The sequence below is a fragment of the Streptomyces eurythermus genome (assembly GCF_014649115.1).
Taxonomy (GTDB): Bacteria; Actinomycetota; Actinomycetes; order Streptomycetales; family Streptomycetaceae; genus Streptomyces; species Streptomyces eurythermus.
In genome coordinates, this window is the sequence record NZ_BMSK01000036.1 from 1 (window position 1) to 16,586 (window position 16,586).

17 protein-coding genes and 3 pseudogenes are annotated in these 16,586 nt (G+C 69.9%); 12 read left to right on the forward strand and 8 right to left on the reverse strand.

Translation table 11 applies throughout. The features are described 5' to 3' along the window. From IE251_RS39075 to IE251_RS39085, 3 genes and pseudogenes are all read right to left on the reverse strand, one after another. Positions 1 to 447, reverse strand: a pseudogene (locus tag IE251_RS39075) (transposase); the annotation flags it as partial. A gap of 247 nt (positions 448 to 694) precedes the next feature. Continuing rightward, positions 695 to 1,396, reverse strand: a complete 702-nt coding sequence (locus tag IE251_RS39080; RefSeq protein ID WP_189757705.1) for an ML domain-containing protein — start codon at positions 1,394 to 1,396, stop codon at positions 695 to 697. A gap of 544 nt (positions 1,397 to 1,940) precedes the next feature. Then, entirely contained in the window at positions 1,941 to 2,390 is a 450-nt protein-coding gene (locus IE251_RS39085) for a MarR family winged helix-turn-helix transcriptional regulator (RefSeq protein WP_189757706.1), read from the reverse strand. Between the two features lie 116 nt (positions 2,391 to 2,506). On the opposite strand from IE251_RS39085, the gene IE251_RS39090 reads away from it, so the two are divergent. The 8 genes and pseudogenes from IE251_RS39090 to IE251_RS39125 all read left to right on the forward strand — a co-directional run bounded on the left by IE251_RS39090 (position 2,507) and on the right by IE251_RS39125 (position 9,165). After that, on the forward strand, positions 2,507 to 3,382 hold the full coding sequence (locus IE251_RS39090) for an alpha/beta fold hydrolase (protein WP_189757707.1): 876 nt from the start codon (positions 2,507 to 2,509) through the stop codon (positions 3,380 to 3,382). A 31-nt stretch (positions 3,383 to 3,413) separates the two neighbouring features. Continuing rightward, positions 3,414 to 3,581 (forward strand): hypothetical protein, encoded by a 168-nt coding sequence (locus tag IE251_RS39095; RefSeq protein ID WP_189757708.1) that lies wholly within the window; start codon positions 3,414 to 3,416, stop codon positions 3,579 to 3,581. Between the two features lie 803 nt (positions 3,582 to 4,384). After that, positions 4,385 to 4,721 (forward strand): annotated as a pseudogene (locus IE251_RS39100) (Scr1 family TA system antitoxin-like transcriptional regulator); the annotation flags it as partial. A 96-nt stretch (positions 4,722 to 4,817) separates the two neighbouring features. Next, complete coding sequence (locus IE251_RS39105; RefSeq protein ID WP_189757709.1) at positions 4,818 to 5,003, forward strand: hypothetical protein; 186 nt, start codon at positions 4,818 to 4,820, stop codon at positions 5,001 to 5,003. After that, complete coding sequence (locus IE251_RS41545) at positions 5,000 to 5,473, forward strand: restriction endonuclease (protein ID WP_229897141.1); 474 nt, start codon at positions 5,000 to 5,002, stop codon at positions 5,471 to 5,473. The genes IE251_RS39105 and IE251_RS41545 overlap by 4 nt, the downstream gene beginning before the upstream one ends. Positions 5,474 to 6,709: 1,236 nt before the next feature. Continuing rightward, on the forward strand, positions 6,710 to 7,597 hold the full coding sequence (locus IE251_RS39115) for a prohibitin family protein (protein ID WP_189757710.1): 888 nt from the start codon (positions 6,710 to 6,712) through the stop codon (positions 7,595 to 7,597). 143 nt (positions 7,598 to 7,740) lie between these two features. Further along, the gene (locus tag IE251_RS39120; protein WP_229897142.1) at positions 7,741 to 8,814 is read left to right on the forward strand and encodes a hypothetical protein; all 1,074 of its coding nucleotides are present in this window, start codon (positions 7,741 to 7,743) and stop codon (positions 8,812 to 8,814) included. A gap of 54 nt (positions 8,815 to 8,868) precedes the next feature. Next, a complete protein-coding gene (locus IE251_RS39125; RefSeq protein ID WP_189757711.1) occupies positions 8,869 to 9,165 on the forward strand; it encodes a hypothetical protein in 297 nt (98 codons plus the stop codon). 92 nt (positions 9,166 to 9,257) lie between these two features. On the opposite strand, the gene IE251_RS41855 is transcribed toward IE251_RS39125, so the two are convergent. Further along, the gene (locus tag IE251_RS41855; protein ID WP_267925726.1) at positions 9,258 to 9,380 is read right to left on the reverse strand and encodes a hypothetical protein; all 123 of its coding nucleotides are present in this window, start codon (positions 9,378 to 9,380) and stop codon (positions 9,258 to 9,260) included. A gap of 227 nt (positions 9,381 to 9,607) precedes the next feature. Then, positions 9,608 to 9,973: a DUF6223 family protein gene (locus tag IE251_RS39130; RefSeq protein WP_189757712.1), complete on the reverse strand. Its 366-nt coding sequence runs from the start codon at positions 9,971 to 9,973 to the stop codon at positions 9,608 to 9,610. 229 nt (positions 9,974 to 10,202) lie between these two features. Here IE251_RS39130 and IE251_RS39135 point away from each other — a divergent pair, with 229 nt between their 5' ends. The 3 genes and pseudogenes from IE251_RS39135 to IE251_RS39145 form a co-directional block, all read left to right on the forward strand. Continuing rightward, on the forward strand, positions 10,203 to 11,330 hold the full coding sequence (locus tag IE251_RS39135) for a sensor histidine kinase (RefSeq protein ID WP_189757713.1): 1,128 nt from the start codon (positions 10,203 to 10,205) through the stop codon (positions 11,328 to 11,330). Then, positions 11,327 to 11,989, forward strand: coding sequence for a response regulator (locus IE251_RS39140; RefSeq protein ID WP_189757714.1), 663 nt, complete (start codon positions 11,327 to 11,329; stop codon positions 11,987 to 11,989). Before IE251_RS39135 ends, IE251_RS39140 begins: the two co-directional genes overlap by 4 nt. A gap of 136 nt (positions 11,990 to 12,125) precedes the next feature. Next, a pseudogene (locus tag IE251_RS39145) lies at positions 12,126 to 12,281 on the forward strand (ATP-binding protein); the annotation flags it as partial. Positions 12,282 to 12,500: 219 nt separating this feature from the next. Here the strand turns inward: IE251_RS39145 and IE251_RS39150 are convergent. Next, complete coding sequence (locus IE251_RS39150) at positions 12,501 to 13,427, reverse strand: DUF4331 family protein (RefSeq protein WP_200692294.1); 927 nt, start codon at positions 13,425 to 13,427, stop codon at positions 12,501 to 12,503. Positions 13,428 to 13,950: 523 nt separating this feature from the next. Between IE251_RS39150 and IE251_RS39155 the strand changes: the two genes are divergently transcribed. Beyond that, positions 13,951 to 14,214 carry a hypothetical protein gene (locus tag IE251_RS39155; protein WP_189757715.1) on the forward strand — a complete coding sequence of 88 codons (264 nt, stop codon included), beginning with the start codon at positions 13,951 to 13,953 and terminating at the stop codon, positions 14,212 to 14,214. Positions 14,215 to 14,873: 659 nt separating this feature from the next. On the opposite strand, the gene IE251_RS39160 is transcribed toward IE251_RS39155, so the two are convergent. Together IE251_RS39160 and IE251_RS41960 are read right to left on the reverse strand one after the other, a co-directional pair. Continuing rightward, a complete protein-coding gene (locus IE251_RS39160) occupies positions 14,874 to 16,091 on the reverse strand; it encodes an IS701 family transposase (protein WP_373302114.1) in 1,218 nt (405 codons plus the stop codon). 96 nt (positions 16,092 to 16,187) lie between these two features. Continuing rightward, on the reverse strand, positions 16,188 to 16,523 hold the full coding sequence (locus IE251_RS41960; RefSeq protein WP_307784842.1) for a hypothetical protein: 336 nt from the start codon (positions 16,521 to 16,523) through the stop codon (positions 16,188 to 16,190). Between the last annotated feature and the right edge of the window lie 63 nt (positions 16,524 to 16,586).

The following is a 16,586-nucleotide window of genomic DNA, read 5'->3' on the forward strand; positions in this document are numbered from 1 at the left end:
AGACGCCGACGAGGAGGGGCAGGCCGTTCGCGTCCGACAGGACGTGCATCTTGGAACCCGGCTTGTTCCGGTCCACGGGGCTCGGACCTGTGTGTTCGCCCCCCTTTTAGCGCGGACGTGGGCGGTGTCGAGGACGACGCGGGTGACGTCGACGAGGCCGGCGTCGTCGAGCCGGTGCAGCACGGCCTCGTGCAGCCGGCCCCAGACACCGGCTCTCGACCAGATCAGGAACCGGCGGTGAGCGGTCGACTTCGACACCCCGAAGCAGGGGGGCATAGCCCGCCAGGCACAGCCGCTGACCAGCACGTAGATGATGGCGGCGAACAACGTCTCATCAGGCGTGTCCTGTGTTCCACCGCCCTGTGGCCGCACCCTCGGCGGCGGGATCAGCGGCTTCGCGATCTCCCACAGCCCGTCCGGAACAATCCAACTCCACGTACCCCCCATGCCCTGACCAACGAACCACCACCACATAGGACACGGTCTTAATGAAGCCGGCAAGCGCCGCCTCGCCGCGAGGAACTCGCGTCGGCCGCGCTCCCGGCAGAGCCGGATCGGCACTGCGGCCGCGCGCCGCGATGCCCGCGCCCTGTCCCGGATGCGGCACTCAGGCGTCTGGCTGTGGTGACGATGTCGGGCAGATGCCCTCCGGGGCCGTCGTGACCCAAGACCAGAGCACGGCCGGCCGGGAGGTTCAGGAATGGGCGAGGGCATCAGCGCGCAGGTGTGCGAGCAAGGCCCGCACCCCCTCCGGATCGTCGCGTCCCGTGAACGACAGCAGTGCCGCGCAGGACATGGCGGGCGAGATCACCGGTCGCCCGGACGCCCTCCGCCTGCGCTCAGAGCCCAGCTGGTCATCAGACCCAAGCCACACCGCCACACCGAGCAGATGCGGGGTGAGGCTCTGCCCGTACTCCGCCAGCGCCCGCTCCAGCTCGGCGCCCTCCAGGCCGTCGATCCCGGTGACGGCCAGCACCATCTTTAGCAGCCGGCTCTCGCCGAACTCGGCGAGAGCCCCGAGCACGAGGGCTACCGGCGGGACGCGAGAATCCCGAAGGACCGCTCTCTCCCTCGGGGAGGGGCTGTTCCCGTCGCTGGTGTCACAGCTGAGCCTGAAGCCTGCGGACTGATCGCCCCGCAGGTGCTCGAAGAGGTCCACCCGCTTCTCAAGCACCTTCTTCGAACCCAGTTGGACGCGGAAGGCGTACTCGCCTTCCTTCATCTCATGCTGCACGATCCCGGCGATCTGGAGCGTGAGGTTTTCCCCGGGCACTGGCGGATCCGGGGTCACGGTCACTGAGTGGAGGTCCAATGCGGCGTATTGGTTCTCGACCGCAACAAACACCGGAGTCGACCGATTCCGGTGTTTGTTCAGGGTAGGTGCACCGGTGGGCACGCGGGCATCGTGATGTGCAGCCGTGATACCAGCCGGTAGAACGGTGTTCTGCAACGGCTGCGCGCCACGGTCAGAAGGCCCGGTGCCGGGCTCGGTACGCCCGTGAACGGCACCGCGCAGAGCACTACCGCTTGTCCTTCCTGGTCCGTGTGCCGAAGCCGGCCAGCGGTGCCGCTCACGGTAAGCCTTCGAGCGGCAGGCGTCAGCGCAGTAGCGCCGCCGTTGGGAGCTTCCCCGTGGCAACGGCTGACGACAGGAGAGACACCTTCGCCGGGGCCGGGCCACACTTCCAGGATCGCTCCCGCCCCTGGAGTTTCTCGGTTACGCGACGGTAGCTTCCCAGGTCACGCCGGCGATGACGATTCCCTTGTCACGCGAGTGAGCTGCGATGACTTCTTCAATTCGGGCTCGGCGGAACGCAACCAGGATGTCGACCACGGAGACGTGTGTCTTCTGGCGGTACCACGGGGTGCGCCCGGCGAGCCCGGCCGCTGTGTACATGCTCGTGTCGCCCCGCGCGCCCGTCGCCCCGCGCCTCAGGCGCCTATCGCTGCGCGGCCGCGATCTGCTGCACGGTGTCCAGGAAGCGGTGCACTGTGGCGAGTTCGGTGGCGGAGAAGTCCCGCAGGCCGACCACGACCTCGCCGATCAGTGGCCCGAAGAAGGACCAGCCGAGTGTGATCGCGCGTTCCTCCACCTCCAGCAGCACCCGGCGCCGGTCCTGCGAGTCGCGGGTGCGGCGGACCAGCCCGAGGCGTTCCAGACGGTCGATCAAGCCGGTGGTTCCCGCGGAGTTCAGGCCGAGCTGGCGGCCGAGCCACCCGGGTGTCGCGGCGGTGCCCGCGCGGGCGGTGTCGAGCAGGCAGATCAGCGCGCGGAGGTCAGTTGGGTGCAGCCCGTTGCGCTGGGCGAACTCGGCGGCGAGCAGGTCGAGTTCGACCGTTACGGCGCGCAGTCGGTGCACCACCTGGAGACCGGGGTCGGCTTCGTCCACTCTGTCGCGCCCTTCCGTGCTTGGCCCTTCCAGGGCAGCAGCGTATCTTGCTCGGATAGTATCTCGTTCAGCGAGATACTTGCTCGGCGAGCTGATCTCGAAAGTTGGGGTAACGAATGACCGGCACGGATCTGACGCGCTTCTGGGCGGCCTACGACGCGGTCGTGGACCGCTGGCCGGTCCCCGTGGCGCGGATCGACCTTCGATCGGAGCACGGCACCACCCGGGTGCTCGCCTGCGGGCCGGCCGACGGTGAGCCGCTGGTGCTGCTGCACGGCGGCGCGGCCACCGCGGCGGTGTGGTTCGCCAACGCGGCGGAGCTGAGCCGCACCCGTCGGGTGTACGCCGTCGACCGGATCGGCGAGCCGGGCGGCAGCGTCCGCGGCGACCGGCCACCGAAAACCGTCGCCGAGCTGCTGGACTGGCTGGGCGGCGTGCTCGACGGCCTCGGCCTGGCCGACCGTGCGGTTGACCTGTGCGGTCACTCGTACGGCGGGTGGATCGCGCTCGGGTACGCGCTCGCCGCGCCGGAGCGCGTGCGACGGCTGGTGCTGCTCGACCCCACGCAGTGCTTCGGCGGCTACCGGCCCGGCTACCTGCTGCGCGCGCTGCCGATGCTGCTGCGCCCGAGCGCTGCGGTCGCGCGTTCGTTCGTGACGTGGGAGACGGGCGGGGCCCCTGCCGACCCCGCGTGGCTCGAACTGTACGGGCTGGCGGCCGAGTTCCCGGATGCCAAGCCGGTGGTCGGCCGGCGGCCCAGGCCGGCCCGGGTGCGGGGGCTGCGGGTGCCGACCCTGGTCGCGCTTGCGGCCGGGAGCCGGGCGCACCAGGTGCGTCGGGTGGCGGCGGCCGCGCGCCGCGACCTGGCGGCGGGGGAGGTGGTGGTACTTCCGGGGGTCTCGCACCACGGGATGCCCATGGTGCGAGCGGCGGAGCTGAACGCGCTGGTGGTGCGCTTCCTCGCCAGGCCGAGCGCGGCAGCGCGTGGTTGATGTCCCGGACCAGGCGTAGGTGGTGCCCGAGGTGAGCTCCGGCAGCATCAGCATCAGCAGCAGCACGAAGACCGAGACGGTGGCCAGGGCGGTGTGCCGGATCAACGCCCCCGTACCCAGGCCGATCAGCGCGCGGATCGGTACCACCAGCGCCGAGCTGACGATCGCCAGCGCCGCGCCCGGGTGGTCGATCGAGTAGCCGGCGTGCCCCCGGCCAGGATCGCCTGGGTGACGAAGAAGGAGGCCAGCGCGATCACCGGGCCCATCACGGCCATCACGGCCGTCAGGACGCGATCACGAAAACCGAGAAACTTCAGCCGCCCCGGAGATGTGCACTTACGTGCCTTAACGGATCAGATAGCCGCTGAGCTGCACAGGTGCACTGTTAACCCTAGATAATGAACACGTCCTGCTTCATGACCACCACCGACACGATCGCGGCCCTGGCTCTGGCTGTTGCGGTCGTCACTGCCATTGCGTCAGCGGCCTCCGGAGGACCACGCCTCCAGCCCGGGGGTGACGGCCGCTTCTACGTCGTCGGCGACCAGGCGTCTCCCCTGCCCGGCTGGCAGGAAGGCGCCGCGTTGTCGGCCCAGTACGTCACCGCGCAGACCCCCCGCACAGCCCCGAAACGGTCCAGACCCCCGACGCCGCCTTCCTCGCCCAGAGCCTGTGGCCACGGCCCCAGCCCGAGGGCCGGCCCGCAGCGGCCGGGCCCCGGCCCACCCGCCGACGGTGTCGTGTGTCCACCGCCAGTCGGTCAGCACCGCAATGGCCCTCGCTGCGGAACCCCTCCGGCGCAGCCTGATCCGACTTCACTGGAAAACGATCCAGGTGCGGTGTCAGAGGACAGCGTGTGCCGGCAGGCCGCGCCCGGCATCGAGATGTGACGGCTCTTTGTCACGGTGGCCGCCTGTTTCCAGAAGGTCGGTGCCGATACAGCGCCGTGACCGCCGCTTCGGGGCCATCGCACTGCACGTGGTCGCGCTCCGTATGGCCCTCATCGTGCTCATGGAGGAGTCCGTCCTGCGCTACCGCACCGCCGACGCAGAGGCGATGCGCGGGCAGCTGCGCCACCTCCTGGTCGTGATGCCGCTCGCCTCCCTCTCGCTGGGGATCATCCCGTTCACCGCGCAGCGCACCGTGTGGCCGCAGGAGGCGTTTCTACGTCCACGACGACACCGTGGCCGTGGTGGAGACGCTGGCGGCGGAGATCAAGGTGACGCAGCCACGCGAGGTCGCCGACTACGCCAAGGCGTTCGCCGGCCTGGCGTCGATGGCCGTCTACGGCGACGCCGCCCGCGTCCTCATCCAGGCCGCGATCAACGCCCTGGAGTGACTTCCGCACTTACCCGCAATCTCGTTGAGAGCTGCGTGGCGGCCTCCGTAGCGTCGAACGACACCGACGCAACCCCAGCAACGGAGGCGGTGCCCCATGAGCACACCCACACCCGCCGGACCCGAACCCGAAGGAGGCGGCCTCCAGCCCCCCGCCTTCGGCCGGCCCTCACCGGCCCTGCTGGCCCGCGCCGACCGCGGCTACGCCCGCTTCCTCGCCCAGGCGGCCCCGGACGACCGCACCGGCGACCACGACCAGGACGACGCGGCGAGGCGCCGGTGAGCGACACCTACACCGTGCTCCACGACCCCCACGGCCTGGTCGACGCCGAACTGCCGCTGGACCGCGACCCGTATGAAGCGCTCGTCACCGCCGTCCTCGCGTGGCAGGACCCGGACCTCACGCCCCGCGACTACGAGCAGATCGCCCTCCAGCTCACCGGGCACGCCCGCGCGGAGCTGGTCGTCGCCGTGGTGGCGGTGAGCGGCGCGGGTGGCGTCGAGGACGAGCCGGGGAATCTCGTGGCCGAGCTGAGCGAAGTGGCCGGTCTGGAACCCGGTGCGCGCGTACGACAAGGACCGGCGCAGGGCCCCGACGGGCAGAGGGTCGTCCGGGCAGTCGTCGAAGCAACGGGTGATCACGTCGTGCCGCTGCAGCGCGCGGCGTACGGCCTCGATCTCGTTCTCACCGGCGCACCGGGCATCGATGGCCTCGCACATCAAGCGCTCGACGGTGATGCCCAGGTGTCGTGAGGCCAGCACCATCACGGAGTAGTGCGGGTCGGCCTGACGGCGTCCGCCCTCGAGGTCCTCCAACCACCGCAGGCTCTTGCCCATCAGGGCAGCGAACTCCGCCATGGGGATTCGGCGGCGGGTCCGCCAGTAGTTGCCACGGCGTCCGAACTCGGGGTCGTCCATGAGGGATCCAGAGCGAACAGTTCCAACCCACGCACAGTGTGCGGTCTGTACTGGGTCTACCGCACGTACGGCGTGTGTGGGTGAGGAAGGCCCGGAGGGGGGTCGTTCGCGTTGGGGGCCAGGCTGGGAAGTCTGAGTCGGTGGGCGATGAGGCCGAGGGCGTCGTTGGTGGTGCGGTGTGGCCGGTTCGGCAGCGTGGCGCGTGCGCGGGCCTGAGCCAGGGGCCGGTCCTCTCTCGTTTCCATCGCCCGGGCGGCGGCTGGGCAAGCCGGTGTTGATGGACCCGCAGGGTGAGCGCGGACATCCGGTGCTCGGCTTCGATGTCGAGGCTGATCGAGTCGTTCTCCTTGCGGATCCGCAGGTCAGGTACTCAGCGGCGGTGATCAAAAATCGCTCGGGGCCGAGGCGAAGGTGTCCCCCGGCACGGGCACGGCAGCGACCGGGCAAAGACCAGGCCGCTTGTCCGTGGCGGCTGTCCGTGATCCGCCGTCGGCGGGCCGCGCTAAGGAACTCCCGGGCGGCGCCAAGCCGGATGATCAGGCACCCCTGTGCGGCGTGGGTGTCGAGGCACATGTCCAAGACTCCGGCCGGCAGCAGGGAGGAATCGATGCCGTCGTGCCCGGGATGAACACGGCGAGCTCATAGCGGCTGAGTCCCTGGGGTGCGGCGGCGAGGCAAGGTGGGCGAGCGGCTTCCTCGACGGAGCCGCCCTCTCCGGCGAAGCTGCTCTTGTCGCACCAGCTCGCCACGCCATGCAGAACATCCCCGGCGACCTCGCGGAAGGCGTGGGACAGCGTGATACGGGCCGGCTTTGACGGGGGAGTGGGACCGGTGCGTCGTCCATGGACTGACCTGGCGAAAGGAGGCGGCGAAGGCCAGGTTCGGGCACTGTCTGGCTGGTGACCTCCGGCTTCTGCCGTGGCCGGTTGGCGGGTGAGGGTGATCTCGTGTTCGCTGGCCCGTATCACGGGTGAACCGTGGTGAGGTATGGGCGTCACCTCCGGTCGCTACGATGCGCGCCGGGGGCGCGTCCCAGGGGGGCGCGGAAACGTTTCCTGAGGGGGATCACCTGTGTTCGTGCTGTCCATCGTGCTGCTCATAGCGGCCGTCGTCCTCTTTCTCGTCGGCCGGCTCCGGGAGGTGAAGGGCTGGAAGCTCGGGGCGGCGCTCAGCGGCGTGGCGGGGCTGCTGGCGGCGATGTTCGCCTGTGTGCATGTCGTGAGTGCCTACGAGGTCGGCGTCCCGGTGACCTTCGGGAAGACCGGTACGCCGCTGACGTCCGGGGTGCACTTCAAGTCGCCGTTCACCGACGTCACGTCCTTCTCGACCCGACCGGTCGATCTCGATCTCAACGGCAAGGACGTCGTCGAGGTCCGCTCCTCGCAAGGCGGTGTGCTGTACGCCGACGTCACCCTCAAGTGGGCCGTGGTGCCGGCGAAGGCGGTTGAGCTGTACCGGCTGGCGGGCAGCGAGGAGGCTGTCGAGCAGCGGCTGGTGCTGCCCGACGCCCGCGAGATCATCCGCAACGTCTTCGCCAAGCACACGAGCGAGGAGGGATACGCTTCCGCGCGCGAGCAGATCGGTTCCGAGATCGCCGGCCTCGTCAAGGGGCGTCTGGCGCCGCGCGGGATCGACGTCACCACCGTCAACCTGCGCAATGTGCGGCCGTCGGACAGGCTGCAGGACCAGATCGACAAGAAGATCCAGCAGGAGCAGGCCACCGAGCGGGCCACGGAGGCGGCCCGTACGGCGAAGGCGGAAGCGGAACGCAAGCGGATCGAGGCGGAGGGCATCGCCGCCGCCAACAAGATCATCGAACGCTCGCTCAGCGACAAGGTGCTGTACAACCAGTGTCTGGAGGCCTACAAGGAGGCCGCCAAGGCCAATCCCGTCTATGCGGTCCCCTGCGGCACGGACGCTAACGGCACACCGGTGATTGTGGACAGCGGTAAGAGGTGACACAGGCGCCGAGAGGAAGTTCCGCCGTTGCTTCCGCGTGTTGGAACATGGGGCTGATCGAACGGTCCTCCCTCGCACCGCTGGGACGGCTCCGATGCGTTCGGCGTACACCCGCAGGCAACACGTCCGCAAGATCACCTTCCGTGCCCGGCCCACCGCCCGCGCGGTGCGCTACGAACTGGCTGCTGCTGCCGAAGACGGTGCGGATCTCCGCGCTGCGCAAGCTGGAGTACGACGACGAAGGCCGGCCGGTCCAGGCCGACCGCTACGACGAACACGCCGCCGCCGTCACCTCGACCGCCGCCGTGCTCACCGGGGCCGGGTACGGAACGCCGCTGTCCTGGCAGACCGACATTGCCCACCGCCTGCCCTACGGCTACACCCAGTACGCCGACCTGACGATGCGTGCGCCGGAGGCCGGGGTGCCCGCGATGCTCCTGGAGGTCGACCGGGTCACCGAGCCCGTCGACGAGCTCGTGGACAAGCTGCGCCGCTACAGCGAGTGGTTCGAGCTCCTGGCGCCGAAGGCCGACGCGGCCAAGGAGCGGGCGGCCCGGGGTGCGGCGGTGCACGACTTCCGGCTGTGGTCGCGGATCTACCCGGCGACGGGCCGCGAGGGGTACGTGCCGGTGGCGTTCGTGTTCACGGGTAAGACCGCCGCGCAGCGCGCCAGCCGGATCCAGCGCCTGGAGCAAGCCGCCCGCCGCTACTTCGCGGTGGAGTCGTACCCGGGCCGGGGCGCGGGCATCACGGCCGTCGACTACCACCAGGCGGTGCCCGTGGTCGTCACCCAGCTGGAGCGGATCACCGCCGACCCGGCCGGGGCCGCGGGCGCGGTGTGGCGCAGGCTCGGGCGTGATCAGTGGCAGACCCTCACCCAGGCCCTGGACAATCCCGACGGCGAGCGGCTGTACCAGGTCCGGCTCCGCGAGGCCCGCCGGCGCCAGGCAGAGCGCGAGGCCGCGGAGCGGGAGGCGCAGCGGCCGGTGTGCACGCAGTGCGGCACCAAGTTCACCGACGAGCGCCGGCAGGAAACCAGGCGGTCCTCGTGGCCCGGCGAATGGGACCGGCTGCGCGGGCCATGCAAGAGGGAGGCCGCCGACCGTGCGGAGGCTGAGCGCGTCACGCGCCGCCGGGCGGAGGAAGCCGAACGCGCGGCAGCCGAAGCGCCGGCCGTGAAGCCCCGCAGCCGGTTCGGCATCGGGCACCGCCGGTAACGGACGGGCTCGAAGGCCGGGGCGGTTGTCGGTGGCGGCTGGAAAGCTGATCGCATGAACGGAGACGAACAGCTGCTGAACCGGCGCGTCTACAGCGCGGAACACGACGCCCCTCACCCCGGCCCGCTGCCGCAGCGGACCTACGCCGAACTGGTCGGCGGGCCGCTGGACGGACTGCTGCTGGACACCTACGGCTGGCGGGCCGGGGAAGTCGACGACGGTGTTGCTCTGGCCACCGAGCTCTCCCGGTGGCCCGGCGGCCGGGCGCTGTACGACCCGCGTCCCGGCGAACCCCGCACGCCCGGCCCGGGAGTGAGCTCCCGCTTCTACTACTCCGGCGACACGTCCTGACGCCCGTCGGCACTGCTGCCTACGGCCTGCCTTCGGTCAGCTGTTTCGCTTCTGCTTGACCGAGGAGGAAAGGTGAAGGCCTGCCGAAAGCCTCACTTGGTGAGCCGTCGGTAGTCGGAGATCGGCGGGGAGGGCATGGCGGCCTGGATGGTTTTGGCGTCCATCGCTTCCACGGCGGCCCGGGACATCGGGACGGTAGGCGGCGCCTCTGGCATCGGTCACCGCCCCTTGAAATAGGCCCGCCCTGAGGGCGTTCGTCGCCGTTTCCACAGCCGGGCGAGGATCTCCTGCTGCTCATGCCCGGGACCGGGTCGGCGGGCATGACAACCCACACCGGCATGAGTATGCGGTCGGCAGTGTCGTCAGAAGGCGGTGTCGCAGTGCCACCGTGGGCAGTCAGTTGTGGATACCCGCACGCAGTGACGGGGTGGCGGTCGGACGGTCATCCGATCGATCGGCCGGTCGCCCCCCGGGAGCGGGTCAGCGCCCGGCGGCCGAGGAGCACGGCGCCCAGCCCCAGCGGGACGGCGACGATGGCGCCGACAAGCCCGTTGCCGGTGCCGGGACCGCCACTGGAGGTGGCTAGGTGCAGCACCGCGAGGGCTGTGCCGGCCAGCCCCACCGCGATGGCCGACATCCCGTTGGTGCGTGCGTTGCCCATCCTGATCCGGCTGCCGGCGCGGGCCAGGGCCAGCCAGCCGATAGCCAGGCCGAGTAGCCCTGTCCCCAGGGCCAGATTGGCCCCGGTTCGCCCGTCGCCGATGATCCCGCTCTCGGCGGCCACCGTCAGGGCTGCTGAAGTGTGCATACCGCTGTTCTCCTTCTCCGTCGCTGATTGTGAGGTTCGATGCGCCTTGAGCATGCGCGCCCGACCCTCTGCCGATCGTCCAGCAGACGCAGGCACTTTCGACTGCCGCCGCTGCGGCATCCGGATACTGCGGGTGCGGCAGGCGGCGCGCCGGTACCGCACATGCGGTAGCCGACCGCTCGTCCATGAGCTGGACTCGCCCACAACTGCATCCGGCTACGGTGCACCTATGAACAAAGGACGGTTCGTCGTCCCGGCCGCGGTCACCGACTGGATGCTTGCCGTGGGCGTGGCGGCGCTGCTGCTGGGCACCGGGCTGTCCGGTCTACACCCGGCAGGGGGCCGCGAGCTGATCGGCTCCGCACTGCTGACGATCGGCGGGCTGGCGCTGGCCGCGCGCCGCCGAGTACCGCTCGTAGTCCTGGCCGTCACCGGACTGTCCGCAGTGGGCTACCTGGGGGCCGGGTTCGAGGTGCTCGCTGTCTCCTACCTGGTCGCGGTCTACGGCGCGGTACGTGATGGGCACCGCACCGTCGCACTGGCCGCATCCGTGGCCCTGGTGGCTGTGCTCCACCTCACCGCCGTGATCTTCCACGACGGACCCGCGCGCGAGGTCGTGGCGCAGGCCCGGAACACCCTTGAGATCGCCTGGCTGATCGCCGCCTTCGCCGCCGGGGAGGCGGTGCGGCAGGCCGAGCGGCGGGCGGCCGAAGCTGAGCGCACCCGTGAAGAGACCGCGCGCCGCCGGGCCGACGAGGAGCGGCTACGCATCGCGCGGGAGCTGCACGACTCGCTCACCCACCAGATCTCGGTCATCAAAGTGCAGTCCGAGGTCGCCGTCCACGTGGCCCGGCGGCGGGGCGAGCAGGTGTCAGAGGCCCTGCTGGCGATCCAGGAAGCCGGTCGGGAGGCGAGTTGGGAGCTGCGCGCGACGCTTGAGGCGTTGCGCGACGACGACACCACCCCGCCGCACGGACTCGATCACATCCCCAAGCTGGTGAAAGGGTTTCAAACAACCGGTCTCAAGACGAAGCTGACGATCGAAGGACATCCGCACGACGTGCCAGCAGCAGTGGGCCGTACCGCTTACCGGATCGTTCAGGAGTCGCTCACCAACGTCGCCCGGCACGCCGCCGCAACCACTGCCTCAGTGCTCATCGACTACCGGCCGGACGCCCTGGCCATCCGTGTCGACGACAATGGAAAGGCCACCTTGCACCCCGCGCCGACGCCCGGCCTCGGCCTGCTCGGCATGCGCGAACGCGTTACAGCCCTGGGCGGGCGACTGCGTACTGAGCCGCGCAGCACGGGTGGCTTCACCGTCCAGGCCGAACTCCCCACGAACGGAGCGCCGTGATCCGTGTCCTGCTGGTCGACGATCAGCCGCTCATCCGCAGTGGCTTCCGCGCGCTACTCGACCTCGAAGACGATATTGAGGTGGTGGCCCAGGCCGCCGACGGTCAAGAAGGCTTGGCGCTCGCCCAGCAGCATCTGCCCGACGTTGCGCTCATCGACATCCAGATGCCCGTCATGGACGGCATCGAAGCGACCCGGCGCATCGCCGCGGACCCGGCCCTGGCCGGGGTGCACGTGGTCATGCTGACCAACTACGGCATGGACGAGTACGTCTTCGACGCGCTGCGCGCTGGCGCCGCCGGCTTCCTCGTCAAGGACATCGTGCCGGAAGACCTCCTGCACTCCGTTCGTGTCGCCGCCCGCGGCGACGCCCTGCTCGCGCCAGCGATCACCCGCAAGCTCATCGACCGGTACGTCACCCAGCCGCCCCCCACCCGCGCCGGCAGCGGGCTGGAGGAGCTGACCAGCCGCGAACGCGAGGCGGTCGCCCTGGCCGCACAGGGCATGTCCAACGACCAGATCGCCGACCGCCTGATCATCAGCCCTTTGACCGCCAAGACCCACATCAACCGCGCCATGGCCAAGCTCCGCGCCCGTGATCGCGCTCAACTCGTGGTTTTTGCCTACGAATCCGGCCTCGTAGCCCCGCGCAACTCCTGACCCTAGAGCGCCGTTGGCTGGCAAGAGCGCCACGGTGCCTCGTCGCCCAGGACCTCACGCGCCAGCTCCTTGAGTGCCTTGCGGCCCTGCGCGAGGACCTGCTTGCTGGCCCCGTTCTGAAGATCACCGGTGACCGGACGCCGGCCGGGTCGGCCAGCACGGCCTGGAGATCGTCATGGCCGTCGCCCAGGGCTTCGAAGCGCAGCGCGAGCCGGTCGGCAAACGCATCACCGCCCGCATTGCCCTGGCCGATGACCCGGGCGGCGCCGTCTCCGGGCGCCGGCCCCTGTAGTCCCGGTACGAGCGGCCCGCGTCGCCCACGTCCGCCGCGCGCTGCGGGACCTGCTCGTCGAATATCCGGCGCTGGCCGGCAGAGCTACTGGTACCGCGCCCCGGCCGGCCTCGTTGAGGCCGCCGCCTCCAGCGAGTGCGATGTGTCCCGCGGACGGGAACCCCCGGGCGCGGCCGGGGACGTCCGTCGCCCGGTTGATTGCCGGGTGTGGGCCTTCGGTCAGGCGGGTGGCGCCGGGTGGGGTGTGCCGAGGTAGGGGAAGTCCGGCAACAGGTCGGTGTGCGGGGGGATGTTCGCGTCGGGGATCTTGCCGCGCGTGAGCATGTGGATGCGCGCCGTCTCGACGTCGTCGGTGAGGGTGCGGCCGTTGGGGTAGGCGGCGGGCTGGGAGCGGTCGTAGCGCAGTACGTCCGGCAGGATGGTGCGCAGTGTCTGCTCGGCGTCCTTGGCGTCGTAGTTGCAGGTGTGGGCGAGGACCGCGCTCCACGGTGCGAGGTAGGTGTCCCAGTCCTGGGCCGGTTCGCCCGCGTTGTAGGCGTCCTTGGCGTCCTCCTTGTTGAAGTACGCCGTCACGGACGGGTGGGCGCCGCGGTCGACGGACTTGAGCTGTCCGTCCTGGCGCACGCTGATCCGGCCCCATACGCCGATGACCGGGTCCGGGCCGAGTTCCGTGGAGGGCATGTCGAGGACGATGCCGAAGATGTTCTTGTCGATGCCCCAGTCCCTGCCGGTCCACTTGAAGTCGTTGCCGATGCCTTCGAGGTCGGCGAAGAACGGGTCGCTGCGCAGCCCGGCCGAGACCCGGTAGGGGCCCGAGACGATGATCTCGGGCTCCGGGCCGAAGGCGACCGGCTCCTCGGTGAGGATCTCGCGTCCACCCGCCTCGTGGGAGCGTGCCTGCTCGCCGTCCGCCCGGTAGAGCGGGAACGTCTGATGGCCGTCCCGGGGCTGGGAGAAGACGAAGCTGAAGGCCACGTCGGCCTGGTGGTCGCCGTCGCTGTCGACGTTGATGCGGTAGACGGCGTCGGGGTGGTAGGAGGCACCCATCGTCGGAGCGACCGGATTCACGTTCATGATCAGAACGGTGCGGTCGCCGTCGGCCGTGAACGCGAACAGATCGGTCATGTCGAGACGGCCGTCATCCATGGGGGCCGCAGGTTGGACCCGCTGAGGTGGTGGGACATGCCGGCCAGCCTCCGACACCCGGCACACGGACGCCGCCCGACACTGCCGTTCGGAGCCACGAATTCACCCCATACAGGAGTGGCAGGGAATCGATCAGCCGCTGATGGCGGTGCCTCCCGAAGGGATGAACAGCTTGGCCGGTCTGCTGCTGGCGGCCGCCGACGACATGAGCAGATCCTGAACCGCACCGCCCCCTGAACTCGGACCTCTGGAAGAGCCGCCATGCTCCGCCGCCGTCACCACGGCGGTGGATCCGGGACGGATTTTTCGGGTTCGGGCGCTGGGGGCGGGGGTGATGCGGGATGCTGGCGCCGGCAGCGTCTGAAGTGGGGAGGACCGTGTGGTGGCGTCTCGGCTGCGTGAACCGGACCGGCCGTGCGTCCTGCCCGGTGACCCCCTCGTGGCTGCACGGGCCCGCACCTGCTCCACCGCCTCACGCACAGCAGCCCCGTCGGGCGGACTTTTCGTCGGCCGCCAGGCCCGCATGCACGTTCTGCTCGCCGGGCACCTCAACCGCCCTCTTGGGCTGGAGGTGCGTGAGAACTTCTCCACCCTGGTCCTGGGGCGGGTCACCACCGGCACCTGGAAGCGGCTGGCCCCGCACGTCGACACCGTCCCGAAGGGCAACACGCACCCGGGCCGCGTCCACGTCGTCCAGCAGGGCAACGTCCACGAGGCGCACGTGGTCTGGATGACCGACGCCGACGGCGTCAACTGGCTCACCGTCCCGGACGACCACGAGAACTGACCCCGCACAGGGCCTCGGGCCGCCGGTGACGGGGTGCCCGCCGGTGAAGCGGGCCCCCTCGTCACCGGCGGCCCGCTCAACGGAAGGCTCGTTGTCAGACCTGGTCCGTACCCTTGGCTGAGGTACCTGAGACAGGAGGGCAACGTGGCCCGCAGCGGCATCAACAAACGCGAGATTGACAAGTGGGCAAAGAACCTTGTCAGGGAGACCAGCAAGAGCCTGGAACGGGCTCAACGACGGAACCCTCCTCGCGTCTCCGCACAGATCGAAGCCACCTCCAGCGCGGTGCCCGGTGAGGTGACCGGCTACCTGGCCCGGCTGCTGCTATGGCTGGACGACCGCGAGAAGCAGAACCCGGGCAGGTACATCGACGTCGCCGCCTTCCCCGAAGAACTCCAGCTGGAAGACGAGGACCCAGCCATCCTGGCTCTCCAGCTAGACCAGCACGGCCTGGTGCAGATCCTCCGCGTCATGGGGCCCCAGACCCATGTCCGTCTCACTGATGCCGGCCGCGTCGCCGTACGTGAACTGAAGGACCTGCAGAAAGACCGCGCCGCCCGGATCCGTCACACGATGGACGCCTTGCTCCGGTGGCTCTTCGACACCGCCAGCGACCAGACACCCGTCAATCCCGCCCTGTTCCTCGCGACACCCGGCTCCTACTTCGCCGGAACCGAGATCAGCGGGACCGATCTGCACCTCCGCCAACCCCGAGCCGGGCCGCCTGCGCCACAGCGGACCCACGGTGGAACCGTTTCTGCACCCCCTTTTGCCGCCGCCTGTGCCGCCGTGGTCGAGAGAAAGGCATACGCGAGCATGGCCAGGGTGATGAGCCTCATCCAGCCGACGTAGCGGCGGACTTCGTACTGGTCCAGGCCGCACTCGTTCTTCGCGGCCTGGAAGCATTCCTCGATCGCCCACCGGCGCCCGGGCCGGTCAACGTTGGTGCCCACGGGCGCGTACGCGAGGTAGTAGGCGATCTGGTCGGGTCTGCTGATGCTGCGCCGGGCCAGCGCCCAGCGGTGATGGGTGGGCCGCTCGCCGTCGAAGTCCTCGATCACCGGGAGCTGGACGGCCGCCCAGTCATAAACACGCGGGCCCTTGGCGCCATCGCCGCACGAACGTTGCTCCCATGCCTCATCCGGTGCCTGGCTGAAGAGATAGTCGATCCGACCGAAGCGGGGCACCGGCTGGGACTTCGGAACGGCGAGCACGTAACCGACTGCGGCTTCTTCCAGCATCCGGCGAAAGCGCCATTCCTGGCCGTAGGCGGCATCCGCGGTCACCCAGGCGATCGGCAGCGGTGAGGCGAGTGCGCGCAGCACCATGGCCCTGGCCAGCTCTGGTTTGGTGGCGAAGCCCCTCTCATCAGGAATCTTGGCGGCGCGGCAGCGTTCGCGGTCGTCCGTCCAGGACTTGGGCAGATACAGCTCGCGGTCCACCAGGGTGCGTGCGCGGGTGGTGGCGTAGGCGGCGAAGACGCCGATCTGGCAGTTCTCGGTGCGGCCGGCGGTGCCAGAGTACTGGCGCTGGACGCCCGCGGAGGTAGTGCCCTTCTTGACGAAGCCAGTGCCGTCAACGATGAGTACCCCATCGGCCTCGCCGAGTTTGTCGGCGACGTATGTCTGCAGGTCGTCGCGGACATCGTCGGCGTTCCAGGTGGCTCCGTTCAGTAGCCGTTGCAGGCCGTCGGGGGTGCGGTGGCCTGCATGTTCGGCGAGTTGCCAGCCGTTTTTGCGGCCGACGGGACCGAGCAGGGCGCGGACGTAGTCACGCATGCGGCGTCGCAGGTCGGCGCGGCCGAAACGGTGGCCGATGCGCAGGAAGAGGTCGTCGAGTTCACGGTCCCAGGTCGCTTCGGCAAGGTCGTCGATCACGCGGGGAGGCTGCCCTCACCACCGCGCAGACAGATCTCGATGTCATTCGTTGGAGGGGCGGTCCGGCAAGACCGCCCCTGACGTGCCAGCAGCCAACTACACTCCCGACGACGCCTCTGACCAGGCGAGATAGCGAACCGCTGCTGGAGTACTAGAGGCGGCCCCGGCTGTACTGCGCCCCGCCCTGCGGGGACCGGGGCCTGACTTACACACCCCGTACCAGCGCGGGCTGTAGGGGACTTCACCGGCTGCGGGCGAACTGGTGCGCCGGCCGCCGCGCCACTCGATCCACCGCGGATCGTCCAGCACCGAGGCCGGGACCGCGACGCCGGCCCGCTCGACCAGCACCACCAGCTCCTCGTCGTCGTGGACGGTGCCCAGCAGCTCCGCGCGGCCGTAGCGGTGCACGGTGGCCCGACGTCCGCCGCTCACGAACGGCCGGTGCACCACGATCGATGACCTTCGAGGCGGGCACAATACCGTGCCTGCCTCCTG